General features: G+C 72.3%; 13 protein-coding genes. 9 read left to right on the forward strand and 4 right to left on the reverse strand.

What is annotated here, in order from left to right; all coding sequences use genetic code 11:
* The first annotated feature begins 46 nt into the window (after nucleotides 1-46).
* From ACWD3I_RS10770 to ACWD3I_RS10785, 4 genes are all read left to right on the forward strand, one after another.
* The gene (locus ACWD3I_RS10770) at nucleotides 47-1525 is read left to right on the forward strand and encodes an acyl-CoA synthetase (protein WP_365393784.1); all 1479 of its coding nucleotides are present in this window, start codon (nucleotides 47-49) and stop codon (nucleotides 1523-1525) included.
* Nucleotides 1518-3131, forward strand: a complete 1614-nt coding sequence (locus tag ACWD3I_RS10775) for a carboxyl transferase domain-containing protein (RefSeq protein WP_365393785.1) — start codon at nucleotides 1518-1520, stop codon at nucleotides 3129-3131. Before ACWD3I_RS10770 ends, ACWD3I_RS10775 begins: the two co-directional genes overlap by 8 nt.
* 176 nt (nucleotides 3132-3307) lie before the next feature.
* Complete coding sequence (locus ACWD3I_RS10780; protein WP_266892856.1) at nucleotides 3308-4351, forward strand: rod shape-determining protein; 1044 nt, start codon at nucleotides 3308-3310, stop codon at nucleotides 4349-4351.
* A gap of 26 nt (nucleotides 4352-4377) precedes the next feature.
* The gene (locus tag ACWD3I_RS10785) at nucleotides 4378-5781 is read left to right on the forward strand and encodes a sensor histidine kinase (protein ID WP_365393786.1); all 1404 of its coding nucleotides are present in this window, start codon (nucleotides 4378-4380) and stop codon (nucleotides 5779-5781) included.
* Between the two features lie 30 nt (nucleotides 5782-5811).
* On the opposite strand, the gene ACWD3I_RS10790 is transcribed toward ACWD3I_RS10785, so the two are convergent.
* A complete protein-coding gene (locus ACWD3I_RS10790) occupies nucleotides 5812-6735 on the reverse strand; it encodes an anti-sigma factor RsbA family regulatory protein (RefSeq protein ID WP_365393787.1) in 924 nt (307 codons plus the stop codon).
* Nucleotides 6732-7085, reverse strand: coding sequence for an STAS domain-containing protein (locus tag ACWD3I_RS10795; RefSeq protein ID WP_365393788.1), 354 nt, complete (start codon nucleotides 7083-7085; stop codon nucleotides 6732-6734). Before ACWD3I_RS10795 ends, ACWD3I_RS10790 begins: the two co-directional genes overlap by 4 nt.
* Before the next feature lie 236 nt (nucleotides 7086-7321).
* Here ACWD3I_RS10795 and ACWD3I_RS10800 point away from each other — a divergent pair, with 236 nt between their 5' ends.
* The 3 genes from ACWD3I_RS10800 (at nucleotide 7322) to ACWD3I_RS10810 (ending at nucleotide 11584) form a co-directional block, all read left to right on the forward strand.
* A complete protein-coding gene (locus tag ACWD3I_RS10800; protein WP_365393789.1) occupies nucleotides 7322-8008 on the forward strand; it encodes an ANTAR domain-containing protein in 687 nt (228 codons plus the stop codon).
* A gap of 70 nt (nucleotides 8009-8078) precedes the next feature.
* Nucleotides 8079-8951, forward strand: coding sequence for an LLM class flavin-dependent oxidoreductase (locus ACWD3I_RS10805; RefSeq protein WP_365393790.1), 873 nt, complete (start codon nucleotides 8079-8081; stop codon nucleotides 8949-8951).
* A gap of 239 nt (nucleotides 8952-9190) precedes the next feature.
* Nucleotides 9191-11584, forward strand: coding sequence for a M4 family metallopeptidase (locus tag ACWD3I_RS10810; protein WP_365393791.1), 2394 nt, complete (start codon nucleotides 9191-9193; stop codon nucleotides 11582-11584).
* 58 nt (nucleotides 11585-11642) lie between these two features.
* Here ACWD3I_RS10810 and ACWD3I_RS10815 read toward each other — a convergent pair whose 3' ends face one another.
* Nucleotides 11643-11993, reverse strand: coding sequence for a helix-turn-helix transcriptional regulator (locus ACWD3I_RS10815; RefSeq protein WP_365393792.1), 351 nt, complete (start codon nucleotides 11991-11993; stop codon nucleotides 11643-11645).
* Between the two features lie 136 nt (nucleotides 11994-12129).
* On the opposite strand from ACWD3I_RS10815, the gene ACWD3I_RS10820 reads away from it, so the two are divergent.
* Nucleotides 12130-12834, forward strand: coding sequence for an anti-sigma factor antagonist (locus tag ACWD3I_RS10820; RefSeq protein ID WP_365393793.1), 705 nt, complete (start codon nucleotides 12130-12132; stop codon nucleotides 12832-12834).
* Here the strand turns inward: ACWD3I_RS10820 and ACWD3I_RS10825 are convergent.
* Nucleotides 12797-13054: a hypothetical protein gene (locus ACWD3I_RS10825; protein ID WP_365393794.1), complete on the reverse strand. Its 258-nt coding sequence runs from the start codon at nucleotides 13052-13054 to the stop codon at nucleotides 12797-12799. The genes ACWD3I_RS10820 and ACWD3I_RS10825 overlap by 38 nt on opposite strands.
* Before the next feature lie 304 nt (nucleotides 13055-13358).
* Here ACWD3I_RS10825 and ACWD3I_RS10830 point away from each other — a divergent pair, with 304 nt between their 5' ends.
* On the forward strand, nucleotides 13359-13574 hold the full coding sequence (locus ACWD3I_RS10830; RefSeq protein ID WP_365393795.1) for a hypothetical protein: 216 nt from the start codon (nucleotides 13359-13361) through the stop codon (nucleotides 13572-13574).
* Nucleotides 13575-13601: the final 27 nt, after the last annotated feature.

Raw genomic sequence — 13601 nt, forward strand, 5'->3', positions numbered from 1 at the left:
GGCAACCGCCTTCGGCGAACCCGGCAACAGCTAAGGAGTACGACGCGTGACCTCTCTCTTCCCGGCCCTGACGGACGCTCCGGCGGACCGCCCCGCCCTGCGGTTCGGCGACCGGTCCCTGACGTACGCGGAGCTCGCCACCGCGACCGGTCTGCTGGCCGGCAGCCTCAGGGACGCCGGCCGCGTCGCCGTATGGGCGACCCCGACGCTGGAGACCGCCGTCGCCGTCGTGGCGGCACTGCGGGCCGGTGTGCCCGCGGTGCCGCTGAACCCGAAGTCCGGGGAGAAGGAGCTCGGGCACATCCTGGCGGACAGCGCGCCGTCGCTGGTCCTGGCGGCACCGGGAGACGAACTGCCCGCCGCGATAAGGGACTTGCCGCGCATCGACGTGACCCCCGACACGACCACCGCCACCACGGCCACCACAGCCACCGCCACCGCCACCGCCACCGAGGAGACCGCCACCGACGACGACCCCGCCCTCGTCGTCTACACCTCCGGCACCACCGGCCCCCCGAAGGGTGCCGTCATCCCCCGCCGGGCCATCACCTCGACCCTGGACGCGCTGGCCGACGCCTGGCAGTGGACCGGCGAGGACGTACTGGTGCACGGTCTGCCGCTGTTCCATGTGCACGGCCTGGTCCTGGGCATCCTCGGGCCGCTGCGGCGCGGCGGATCGGTGCGCCATCTGGGCCGGTTCTCGACGCAAGGCGTCACGCGGGAGCTGTCCGACGGCGCGACGATGCTGTTCGGGGTGCCGACGATGTACCACCGGATCGCCCAGTCCCTTGCCGGGGAACCGGAGTTGGCGAAGGCGCTGGGGCGGGCTCGGCTGCTGGTCTCCGGGTCCGCCGCGCTGCCGGTGCACGACCACGAGCGGATCACGGCGGCGACGGGGCGGCGGGTGGTCGAGCGGTACGGCATGACGGAGACCCTGATGAACACCAGTGTCCGCGCGGACGGCGAGGCCCGGGCGGGGACGGTGGGGGTGCCGCTGCCGGGAGTGGAGCTGCGGCTGGTGGAGGAGGACGGGGCGCCGATCACCTCGTACGACGGGGAGACGGTGGGCGAGATCCAGGTGCGCGGCCCGAACCTGTTCACCGAGTACCTCAACCGGCCCGACGCGACGGCGGCCGCGTTCACGGCCGACGGCTGGTTCCGTACGGGGGACATGGCGGTGCGCGAGTCCGACGGCTACGTCCGGATCGTGGGCCGGAAGGCCACCGACCTGATCAAGAGCGGGGGTTACAAGATCGGGGCGGGCGAGATCGAGAACGCGCTCCTGGAACACCCGGGGGTGCGGGAGGCGGCGGTCACCGGGGAGCCGGACGCCGATCTGGGCGAACGGATCGTGGCGTGGATCGTCCCGGCGGATCCGGGGGCGCCGCCCGGACTGGAGGAACTGGCGGAGCACGTGGCGAGCCGCCTCGCCCCCCACAAGCGGCCGCGCGCCCTCCACCACCTCGCCTCCCTCCCCCGCAACGACATGGGGAAGATCATGAAGCGGTCGCTGGCCCATGACTGACCGTCTCTCCGCCCGCGAGTTCCTCGCCCTCGTCACAGACGACTTCACCGAACTCCCCGCCCCCGCACGGGAGTCGACGCCCGACGGCCCGCTCGCCTGGCAGGGCTACGACGCCGCACGCGCCCGCGCGGCCGAGCGCACCGGCGAGGACGAGTCCGTCGTCTGCGGGACGGGGAAGGTCGAGGGAACCCGGGCAGTGCTGCTGGCCTTCGAGTTCGGCTACCTCGGCGGCTCCCTGGGCGTACGCACCGGCGACCGGCTGGAGGCGGCGTACACCTACGCCCGCGCCCACCGTCTCCCGGTCGTCCCCCTGGTCGCCACGGGCGGCAGCCGTATGCAGGAGGGCATGCTCGCCCTGACCCAACTCCAGCGCGTGGCGCGCCAGTCGGCCCTCACTCGCGAGGCGGGCCTGCCCCAGATCGCGGTGCTACGGGACCCGACCACAGGCGGCGGCTGGGCCACCCTGGGCGCGGGCGCCGACATCATCCTCGCCCTCCCCGGCGCCCAGATCGGCTTCGCGGGCTCCCGCGTCCGCCCCCCGGACGCGGACCCGAGGGCGTACACGGCCGAGGCGCAGGTGGCGGCGGGTGCGGTGGACGCACTCGTACGCCCCGAGTCGCTCCGCGAAACCCTGGGCCACTGGCTGCACCTCCTGACGTCCCCGGCCCCGGAGGCACCACTCCCACGACACCCCGGCCCGGAGGCACCCTCACCGACCGCCAACACGGACGCCCGCCCCGCCTCCCTGCCCGCCGACCGAAAGGCAGACCTCGCCCCGACCGACGACACCCCGCAAGTCCCCGAGCCTCCACACAGCGGCACGCAGACACCTCCACCGGCGGACGACCCCCAGGACACCCCGCACCTGACCGGCACCGGCGCCCGCCCCGGCTCCTCTCCCGCCGGTCGGGAAGCAGTGGTCACGTCGGCCGACGACACCCCGGACACCCCGCCCGCCGACGGCACCCAGGAGCCCCCCGCCTCGCCCCTCCCCCACACCGGCTGGGAAGCCGTCCAGCGTGCCCGTTCCCCCCAACGCCCCGGCGCCGACAGTTACTTGGACAGCTACTTCACGCGCCGCCTCGCGATCTCCGGCGACCGCTGCGGCGGCACGGACCCGGGCATGCTGTGCGGCTTCGGCGAGCACGCGGGGCGCGCGGTCGCGTACGCCGCGCAGGCCGGCACCGCGACCCGCCCGGCCGGCTATCGCACCGCCGCCCGGCTGATCCGGCTCGCGGACCGGCTCGGCATCCCGGTGCTGACGCTGGTGGACACCCCGGGCGCCGCCAACGACGCGGAGGCGGAGCGGCAGGGGGCGGGAGCGGCGATCGCGGAGGTCTTCGGCGCGGTGGCCTCCGCCCGGACCCCGATCACCACCCTCCTCATCGGCGAGGGCGGCTCCGGCGGAGCCCTGGCCCTCGCCGCGCCCGGCAACACCTGGGCCACCCCGGACAGCTACTTCTCCGTCATCGCGCCCGAGTCGGCGGCGGCCATCCTGAAGAGGCCCCCGGAGGAGGTGGAGGTGACGGCGGACCAACTCCGTATCCGGCCGCAGGACCTGGTGGAGCTGGGGGTGGTCCGCGACCGCACCGCCCCCTCCGCGTGACCGCACGTCAGAATCTTTACCTGACCCCTACATAGGACATAAGCCGCAAAACCCCCCATTCAGCCTCCCCCCACCCGGCCCCCCACAAAAGGCGCCCCACCCCCACCCCCCACACGATGCCAATGAGCCCCGCCATTCGGCGCGGCCACGGTCTGTGTTCTCGGGAGGACCTGCCCATGACCGCCACCGCCAGTCTGGAGCAGCTGCGTCGCTGCCACTTCGCCGTCGATCTGGGTGCGGCGAGGACGCGGGTGTACGTGAAGGGCGCCGGCGTCGTCGTCGACCAGCCGTCCGTCGCCGCCGTGAACACCCGGACCGGTGCGCTGATCGCGGTGGGTGAGTTCGCGGAGAAGATGACGGGCCGTACGCCCGACTACATCCGTGTCGTCCGCCCCGTCTCCGGCGGCACGGTCGTCGACATCGAGATGGCCCAGCGCATGCTGCGGCACCTGCTCGGCGACAAGATCCGCCGCTCGCTGCGGCGCAAGCCGATCCTGCGTGCCGCCGCCTGCACCCCGCACGACGCGGACCCCCTCGCCCAGCGTGCCTGCATCGAGACCATGGTCGGGCTGGGTGCCCGCCGCGTCGAACTCGTGGACACGCTCATCGCCGCCGCCGTCGGCTGCGGACTGCCGGTGGAGCGGCCCGAGGCGACGATGGTGCTGGTGTGCGGGGCCGCGGCCACCCAGGTCGCCGTGCTCTCCCTCGGCTCGATCGTCAACGCCGTACGCATCCCCGTCGGCGGCGAGGCCGTGGACCACGCGATCGTGCAGCACCTGCGCCACCAGCACGAGCTGATGCTGCCGAGTCAGTCCGTACGACCGCTCCAGCTCGCCCTGTCCGGCAACGGCCTCACCGCCTCGGGTCCCGCCTCCACCGAGATCCACGGACGAGACGTCGCCACCGGCCTCGCCCGCTCCGTCCAGGTCGACACCGCCGCCGTCCGCGATGCGATCCAGACCCCGCTCACCGCCGTGCTCGACGGCATCGGCAAGGTGCTGCGGGACTGCCCGCCCGACCTGGTGGCCGACCTCGCCGACCGCGGGATCATGATGGTCGGCGGCAGCGCGCTGCTCCCCGGCTTCGACCAGATGCTGCGGCACGCGACCGGAATGCCGGTGCACATCGCCGAACGGCCCGAGGTGTGCGCGGTGGAGGGTCTCGGCGCGATGCTTGAGGGCCGTATCGAGCCGCTGGCACTGGACCCGCTGGCCGACTGACACCGGCACCGGCATTCATCGACCGCATGGCCGACGATCCCCTCCCCCCGCTCCTGGAAGCCGTCCTCAGCGTCGGCACCGACCTCGAACTGCGCACCACCCTCCAGCACATCGTGGACGCCGCCGCCGACCTCACCGGCGCCCGGTACGCCGCGCTGGGGACGGCCGACCCGGGCCAGGACGGACTCATCGAGCTCCGCACCGCGGGCACCGCCCCGCGCACGGCCGTCTCGCTCACCGTGCCGATCCGGGTGCAGGACGAGGAGTTCGGCACGCTGCACCTCGCGGACAAGGGCAAGGACCCCTTCACCGCCGAGGACGAGCAGCTCCTGCACGTCCTCGCCGCCCAGGCCGGTATCGCCATCGGCAATGCCCGGCTGTACGAGGCGGCCCGGCAGCGTGAGCGCTGGATCGAGGGCGCGGCGGCCGTGACCAACGCGCTGCTCGGCGACGGGTCCGCGACCGACGCGCTCACGACGGTCGCCGAGCGCGCCCGTCTCCTCGCCGACGCCTCCGCGGGCGTCATCCTCCAGCCCACCGAGGAGGGCGGCATGGAGATCGTGACCGCCTCGACGTACGACGATCCCGGCGACATCGTCGGCACGACGATCGCCCCCGGCAGTCCGGTGCTGGAGCAACTCCTCGGCGGTGAACCGGTGTTCGTCGACGACTCGGCGACCGACCCGCGGATGACGACGCCGGTACGGCACCGGTTCGGGCCCAGCATGATGCTGCCGCTCCAGGCCGGCGGCCGGCTGATCGGCACCCTCGCCCTGCCCCGCCGGCGCGGCGACCGCCCGTACACCTCCGTGGAACGCCTGCTCGCGGTCCAGTTCGCCTCGCAGGCCGCGCTCGCCCTGGTCCTCGCCGACGCCCAGCACAGCCGCGAACTCCTCGCCGTCTTCGAGGACCGCGACCGTATCGCCCGCGATCTGCACGACCTCGTCGTGCAGCGGCTGTTCGCCACCGGCATGATGCTGGAGTCCGCCCAGCGCCGCAGTGGGGCGGGCGATGTGCACGAGACGCTGGGGAAGGCGGTCGACGAGCTCCAGTCGACCATCCAGGAGGTCCGTACGACGATCTTCGCGCTGCAGCAGCCGCCCGCGGACGCCCCGACGACGTTCCGGGGCAAGGTGCTCCGGGAGACGGCGGGGGCGGCGGCCCTGCTGGGTTTCGCGCCGTCCGCACAGTTCACCGGCGCGGTCGAGAGCCGGGTCCCCGAGCAGACGGCCGGTCATCTCCTCACCGCCCTGCGCCGTGCCCTCGCCACCGCGTCCCGTCGCCCCGGCGTCTCGCACATCGAGGTCACGGTCGACGCGACGGCGACCCTGCCGGACGGCCGGGAGGGCGTACGGCTGACGGTGTACGACGACGGGGCGGCCGACGACGGGGGCACGGGGACGACGGTGACCTGGCAGGCACCGCTCTGAGGTCAGGGGGCTGAAGGGCTCGACGCCGTCTCAGCGCGCGAACCAGCAGCGCACCGTCGTCCCCTCCTCGCCGGTGTGGGTCCGGACGAGGTCGGCGATCAGGTTGACCAGCAGCAGTCCTCGCCCGCCGCGCTGGTCGCGTGCCGCGGGCCGCCGTCCCGCCAGGGGATCGGCGAGCCGTCCCTTGTCCCGTACCTCGCACACCGCGTACCCGTCCTCGGCCCACACCCGCAGCGTCCCCGAACCGCCGCCGTGCACCACGCTGTTGGTGGTCAGCTCGGCCGCCACGAGGGTGAGGTTCTCCAGTGCGAGCCCGGTCAGCCCGAGCCGGGCGCCCTCGGCGGTCGCGAGATGGCGGACCTCGGGCAGCGATCCGGCGTCGAAGCAGAGGGACAGCACGTCCGCGACGGCGGGCAGCGGCTCGTTGTAGCGGGCCACGACGGCGTCGGGGGCGTAGCGGCCGCTCACCTGTTCCGGTCCGCCGCCGGAGGGGATGACCGTGGGGTGGGTGGCGTAGGCGTCGGCGAGGACCCGCTCGTCGAGGCGTCGGACGTCGTAGGGGCACAGGATGGTCGCGAACCGGCCCTCGAAGGCCGCGTTGATCAGCGCCTCGTGCTGGACGCACGCGGGGTACTCGCCGGCCGTGCGGCCGGCCCAGATCGGTTCGCCGATGATCCTCACCCGGCGGCCGGCCGGCTGGGTGTCGGCGAAGGCGCGCAGCACGCCGGGGATGATCCGGCCGGGGTTGCGGCCGGCCTCCCGCATGTCCAGGAGCCGTACGGCGTCGGCGGCGTCGCCGAGGGCGTCGCGGATCAGCCGGAGGTTGTCGCCCGGTACGGCCACGGCGACCGGTTCGCCCGCCGCGAGGCCCTCGCGGACGAAGGGGACCGTGCCGGCGAGGTAGTCCTGGGCGTCCCGGTAGAAGAGGGCGGGGTGCAGGAACGCGGCGGTCATGGCAGCGTCACCTCGATCCCCGACAGGCCCGGCCAGAACATGTCCAGTGTCCGGCTCAGTGTGGTCGGTGGGCGGTGCAGCTGCAGCAGCCGGCCCTCCTCCAGCCGCCGCGCGGCGGATGCGAGGGCATCGGCGCCCGCGATGTCGACGAAGGTCACCGCCGACAGCTCGAGCCGGTACACGTCCGTACGCGCGACCACCGCCTGCTCCAATGCGCGCTCCCAGATCTCGTGCGTGGCGTGACCCACCTCGCCCACGGCGCGCAGACCGCTGTGCCCGCGCAGCGCGGACACCGTGAGGCGCGGTGCCGTGGCGGCGGACCGCAGAGGTGGTCGGTGGTGAAGATGCACGCCGTCTCCCACTGCTCGTGCGCCGTTTCCCACTGTTCGTCGACGAAACGCGCGTACCCCGGACGGAAGCCTGTCAATCCCCGCCTCCTGGGTGTAGCTCGCGACGGGTCGGGCAGGCGCACGATCAGCACCGCCGGGCCCCCGCGGAGCTGGGGTCCCCGGCTCCGCCCGGATCCCGGTGGGCGCGAAGGAGGCCCATCAGCGCGACGACGGCCGGGGACCGACGAGGCGGAGACATGATCCCAGCGGCACACACATCTCTCACAGGGCGGCTGAACACCCTGGTCATCGATGGCCGTACGGACGCGGGCCGGGCGGAGCTGCGGCCGCGCGGCGAGCTCGTGCACGGTTGTGCGGAGGTTCTGGACGAGACCCTGACGGCGCTGCCGGACGGAGTCCGCGGGGTCGAACTGGACATGGCCGCAGTGGTGTTCATGGACACCGGCGGTCTCCAGTTCCTGGAAGTCCTCGACGCCTACCGTCATCGGCGGCGCATCCCGGTGGCCGCCACACGCTGGACCGGCCAGCCGCGCCGGATCCTGGAGCTCGCCGGCCTGGACACCGCCGACCCGCTGCGGGCGGCACCGCGTCGGGCCGTCCCCGAGCCCGCTCCCCCGGCCCCCTCCGCGGTGGCCCTGGAGCGCGCGGAGCAGCTCCATCTGCTGCGCGCGGAGGTCGAGCAGCTCCGCCGGGCGATCGCCTCCCGGCCCGTGATCGACCAGGCCCGCGGCATCCTCATGGCCGCCCACTCCTGTACGTCCGAGGAGGCCTGGACCATCCTGCGCACGACCTCCCAGCTCTCCAACACCAAGCTGCGCACGGTCGCCGCGGCCCTCACCGCCGGCACGGAGTCCGACGGCCCGCCGCCGCCCGAGGAGGTGCGCACGGCGTTGCGTACGGCGGTCAGGAGCTGTCTGAACTGAGGCGACCCTGTTGGATCTTGGCGCTAAAGCCCGTTGATCGGTTGCACGGCCGGACCGTAGGTTCCGTCGCATGACGAATCTCCGGATCGGTGTGATGTACGACCGCGACTGGGCCCCCGAGGGGCTGCCCGACTTCGCGCGGCAGGCCGAGGCGCTCGGCGCGGACGACCTGTGGGTGGTGGAGGACCTCCGCTGGAGCGGCGGGGTGTCGGCGGCGGCCGTGGCGTTGGGAGCGACCCGGCGGTTGCGGGTGGGCATCGGGATCGCACCGGCACCGTTGCGCAGCCCCGCGCTGCTGGCGATGGAACTGGCCACGCTGGCAAGGGTGTTCCCGGGCCGGCTGGTGGCCGGGATCGGTCATGGCGTACGGGAGTGGATGGAGCAGGTCGGTGTCGCGCCGCGCTCTCCGCTGGCCCTGCTGGAGGAGACGATCACCTCCGTTCGGGCGCTGCTCCACGGGGAGCGGGTCACGTCGGAGGGCCGGGAGGTGCGGATCGACGACATCCGGCTCGTCCACCCGCCCGCCGAGCCGCCGCCGCTGGTCGCCGGTGTGGTGCGGCCGCGCTCCCTGGAACTGTCGGGGCGGGTCGCGGACGGCACCCTGATCGCCGAGGGGCACGGACCGCGGGATCTGGAGAACATCCGGGCGCTGCTCGCGAAGGGCGGTGCGGGCGAGGACCACACGCTCAGTGTCTTCGCGTTCTGCAACGTGGGTGACGACCCCGAGGAGGTCGCCCGGACCCTGCATCCGCACACCGAGGGCCACGGTGCCTGGCTGGGCCGCCCCCAGGAGGAGGTCTTCACCGTCTCCGGCAGCGCGGCACAGGCCGCCGAAAGGATCGGCGCGCTGCGGGCGTCCGGCGCCGACACCGTCGTCCTCCGCTTCGTCGGCCCCGAGCCGCTCCGGCAGCTGAAAGCCGTCCTGGAGGCCGCCGCGCGCTAAGCCGCTCCACAGTAAACGCACAGGTCAGCGGGGTCGTAGAGGGATAACCCTCGAATGACACCCGACCGAATGACATGCCACGGTCAAATCTGCCACTCTTCCTCCACCCCGCGCACAGGCCGCACATGCCGTGCGCGGAGGTCCCCGCACGGCCCTGCTCAGCTCGACCCGGACAGCACATCCCGTCTGCCCGGTCTGTCACCGGCCGTCGACGCGCGGCCGTCGCAGTAGGAGCAAGAGTGAGACGTACCCCCCGCCCGGCGACCGCAGCCGGAGCCCTGGCCGCCACCGCCGCGCTGCTGGCCCTCGGCATACAGACGGTCCCCGCGGCCGCCGAGAGCTCCCCCCACCCGAGCCCCCTCCGCACCGGCGGCCTCCAGGCCGAACTCACCCCGGCCCAGCACTCGGCGCTGCTGAAGAAGGCATCCAAGCAGACCGCGGCGACGGCCGACACGCTCGGCCTGGGCACGAAGGAGAAGCTGGTCGTCAAGGACGTCGTCAAGGACAACGACGGCACCCTGCACACCCGTTACGAGCGCACCTACGCCGGTCTGCCGGTCCTCGGCGGCGACCTGGTCGTGCACACCCTGCCGGCCGCCGAGGCCACCGGCACGGTGAGCACCACCTTCAACACCAAGCGGACCATCAAGGTCGCCTCCACCACCGCGGCCTTCGCCAAGTCCGCCGCCGAGACCAAGGCACTCAAGGCCGCCAAGGCCCTCGACGCCGAGAAGCCCACCACCGACAGCGCCCGCAAGGTGATCTGGGCGGGCGGCGGAACGCCGAAGCTCGCCTGGGAGACGGTGGTCGGCGGCCTCCAGGACGACGGCACGCCCAGCCAGCTGCACGTCATCACCGACGCGGCCACGGGCGCGGAGCTCTACCGGTACCAGGCCATCAAGACCGGCACCGGCAACAGCCAGTACAGCGGCACCGTCACCATCGGCACCACGCTGTCCGGTTCGACGTACCAGCTGAACGACACCACGCGCGGCACCCACAAGACGTACAGCCTCAACAACGGCACGTCCGGCACCGGCACATTGATGACCGACTCGGACGACGTGTGGGGCACCGGCTCCGGCTCCAACACCCAGACCGCCGGTGTGGACGCCCACTTCGGCGCCCAGACCACCTGGGATTTCTACAAGAACACCTTCGGCCGCAGCGGCATCAAGAACGACGGCGTGGCCGCCTACTCGCGCGTCCACTACAGCACGGCGTACGTCAACGCCTTCTGGGACGACGACTGCTTCTGCATGACCTACGGCGACGGCACCAGCAGCACCCACGCGCTGACCTCGCTCGACGTGGCCGGCCACGAGATGACGCACGGCGTCACCTCCAACACCGCGAACCTCAACTACACCGGCGAATCAGGCGGGTTGAACGAGGCGACCTCCGATATCTTCGGCACCGGCGTGGAGTTCTACGCGGCCAACTCGACCGATGTCGGCGACTACCTCATCGGCGAGAAGATCGACATCAACGGTGATGGCACACCGCTGCGTTACATGGACGAGCCCGACAAGGACGGCGGCTCCGCGGACAGTTGGTACTCCGGCGTCGGCAACCTCGACGTGCACTACTCCTCGGGCCCCGCGAACCACATGTTCTACCTGCTCTCCGAGGGCAGCGGCTCCAAGACCATCAACGGCGTCACCTACAACAGCCCGACCTCCGACGGCGTCGCGGTCGCCGGCATCGGCCGGGCCGCGGCCCTGCAGATCTGGTACCGGGCGCTGACGACGTACATGACGTCCAGCACCTCGTACTCGGGCGCCCGCACCGCCGCCCTGAGCGCGGCCGCCGACCTGTACGGCACCGGCTCGACGCAGTACGCCGGGGTCGGCAACGCCTTCGCCGGAATCAACGTCGGCAGCCACATCACGGTCCCGACGACCGGCGTCACGGTCACCAACCCGGGCAGCCAGTCCTCGACCGTCGGCACCGCGGTGAGCCTGCAGATCAGCGCGAGCAGCAGCAACAGCGGCTCACTGGCCTACGCGGCGAGCGGCCTGCCGACCGGCCTGTCGATCAGCAGCTCCACCGGCGCCGTCTCCGGCACCCCGACGACCGCGGGCACGTACAGCACGACGGTCACGGTGACCGACAGCACGGGCGCGACCGGGACCGCCTCCTTCACCTGGACGGTCAGCTCCAGCGGCGGCGGCAGCTGCACCTCGGCCCAGCTCCTGGGCAACCAGGGCTTCGAGTCGGGCAACACCACCTGGACCGCCAGCAGCGGCGTCATCACCAGCTCCAGCAGCCAGGCGGCCCGCACCGGCTCCTACAAGGCCTGGCTGGACGGCTACGGCTCCACCCACACCGACACACTCTCCCAGTCGGTGACCGTCCCGAGCGGCTGCACGGGCACCACGTTCACCTTCTACCTGCACATCGACACGGCCGAGACCACCACCAGCACCCAGTACGACAAGCTGACGGTCACCGCCGGATCGACCACCCTGGCCACCTACTCCAACCTGAACGCGGCCGGCGGCTACGTCCAGAAGTCCTTCAGCCTGTCGGCCTTCGCGGGAACCACCGTCACGCTGAAGTTCTCCGGTGTCGAGGACTCCTCGCTCCAGACCAGCTTCGTCGTGGACGACACGGCCGTGACGACCGGCTGACACTCCCCGCACACGGCGACGCGGGTCCCGTCCGGGGCCCGCGTCGCCGTGCGTGCGCTCACACCTCTTCGACCGCGACCGCACCGGCGCGGGGCGCGGCCTCGTGGTGGCCGTCCACCTGGGCGAGCAGGGCGAGCAGCGAGGCGACGGTGAGCCCGGCCTCGGCGGGGTGGCGCAGAATCTTCCCCTGCGCGATCCGGTAGGTGTTGCTGCGCCCCTCACGCGTGTGGGAGAGGTATCCGCTCTGCTCCAGATCGGAAATGATCTTCTGGACAGCGCGCTCGGTGAGTCTGCAATGGGCTGCGATGTCGCGCACCCGCGCGCTCTGATTCTCGGCAATGGCCGCCAGTACCCGCGCATGGTTGGTGATGAACGTCCACCCCGCGTGCGGCTCCGTCGCTCCACTCATGACCGCATCGTACGCCTAGGGATTCAGGCATGAAAATACACGAAGTAAATTTCACGTATCTCTTGACGTGAGTTCGCGTACGGGTGAATCTGGTGCCGTCGGAAACGTGGGTGTTCCCAGCCCTGGGGAGAGGACCATGTCCAAGTCGGCACTCTGCTGTGCAGGGCCGGTCAACGGATGCACGAGGCTCGCCGGTCCCGGCGGCGAGGCACGGCTGACGGTCTGCGCCCGACCCGACGGCGACCGGACGATGGTCACCGTGCGCGGCGATCTCGACCTCGCCGCGGACCAGGAGCTCCAGCAGGCCCTGCGCTCGGCGCTCACCGACTCCGGCAAGGGCATCGACCTGGACCTCGACGGCGTCGAGTTCTGCGACTGCTCCGGGCTCAACGCCCTGCTGGGGATCCGGCAGCAGGCCCTCGACCAGTGCAAGACGCTCACGATCCGCGCCATCAGCCCGGCCGCCGAACGGGTGTTGGCCCTCACCGGCACCCTGCCCCTGTTCGCCCCCGAGGATGAGATGGACGAGGAAGACGACGCCTCGCACTCCTCGACGGACCCACGGGTCGAGGTCGTACAGCTGCGGCGGGCGATGCAGACCCGGGGACTCATCGACCTGGCCCGCGGCATTCTCATGGCCACCTTCTCCCTCAGCGCGGAGGAGGCCTGGAACGTCCTGGTGATGACCTCGCAGAACACCAACACCAAACTCCACCGCGCGGCACAGCAGTTGGTGGACTCCGTCCGCGGCGAACCCCCGCCCGAGGCGGCCCGCAAACAGCTGTCCGCCGCCGTCACCCACGTCACCGCCGGACGCGAGAGGGCGCACGAGGCGGAGTGAGCGCGTCGGCGTGGAACGGCGGATCACCTGTGAGCGCGGCGTCGGCACCGACGGGTTCCGGGAGTTGCGCCGGGGCCACCGGAGTGGACGGAGCCTCGGCGAGGACCGCGACCGGCCCGGTCGGCGGTGTCGGCAGGATGCGGCCCTCCCACCAGGAAAGGCCCAGCACGGTGGCGAGCAGGACGAAGGGGGTCGGAGCGGGAACGATCAGCGCGTACATGTGTACCGCCCGTTGAGGGACGCGTGCGACGCGGCGGACAGCGGATCGGTGCCCGCTCGGGACGCATCGGGTACGCCGGGATCGTGCTGACGGGCGTGTACGGGAACGGCTCGTGACGCGCCGGGTTCCGGCAGGGCGCACGCCAGCCCTCGCAGCGGTTCCCCGGCAGATGCCGAACAGCCATCCGTACAGGGCCGGACGCACTGCCCTCGGACCGTATCCGCAGCGTTCGGGCGGGACTACGCTGTGGGGTGAGGCCCCGGTCCCCGGTATCGAAGCTGTCCCGCTCCCGGGGAGGCCCGCTGTGCTCGTCCTGCTCTTCATCCTCATCGTGGCTCTGTTCGGCTTCGGCTTCCTCGATCCCCTCTGGTGGGTGGCCGCGGCGGTGCCGGTCTACGGCGTCACCCGCCACGGCCCCGGTCGCGGCGGCGGCCGGAGCGGTGACGGCGGTTCCGATCTCGGGAACTACCGGGCGCGCCGACGGCGCGAGGACCGTCGGGACCATGAACGCCGCAGGTGACCCGTACTGCTCACCACCCTCAGGCCA

It is taken from the genome of Streptomyces sp. NPDC002817, from assembly GCF_053592055.1.

Bases quoted from the DNA above. Each gene is read 5' to 3' on its own strand.
- ACWD3I_RS10780 (WP_266892856.1), top strand. From the start codon at position 3,308: ATGACCGCCACCGCCAGTCTGGAGCAGCTGCGTCGCTGCCACTTCGCC.
- ACWD3I_RS10790 (WP_365393787.1), bottom strand. From the start codon at position 6,735: ATGACCGCCGCGTTCCTGCACCCCGCCCTCTTCTACCGGGACGCCCAG.
- ACWD3I_RS10825 (WP_365393794.1), bottom strand. From the start codon at position 13,054: ATGTACGCGCTGATCGTTCCCGCTCCGACCCCCTTCGTCCTGCTCGCC.
- ACWD3I_RS10785 (WP_365393786.1), top strand. From the start codon at position 4,378: ATGGCCGACGATCCCCTCCCCCCGCTCCTGGAAGCCGTCCTCAGCGTC.
- ACWD3I_RS10815 (WP_365393792.1), bottom strand. From the start codon at position 11,993: ATGAGTGGAGCGACGGAGCCGCACGCGGGGTGGACGTTCATCACCAAC.
- ACWD3I_RS10775 (WP_365393785.1), top strand. From the start codon at position 1,518: ATGACTGACCGTCTCTCCGCCCGCGAGTTCCTCGCCCTCGTCACAGAC.
- ACWD3I_RS10820 (WP_365393793.1), top strand. From the start codon at position 12,130: ATGTCCAAGTCGGCACTCTGCTGTGCAGGGCCGGTCAACGGATGCACG.
- ACWD3I_RS10800 (WP_365393789.1), top strand. From the start codon at position 7,322: ATGATCCCAGCGGCACACACATCTCTCACAGGGCGGCTGAACACCCTG.
- ACWD3I_RS10805 (WP_365393790.1), top strand. From the start codon at position 8,079: ATGACGAATCTCCGGATCGGTGTGATGTACGACCGCGACTGGGCCCCC.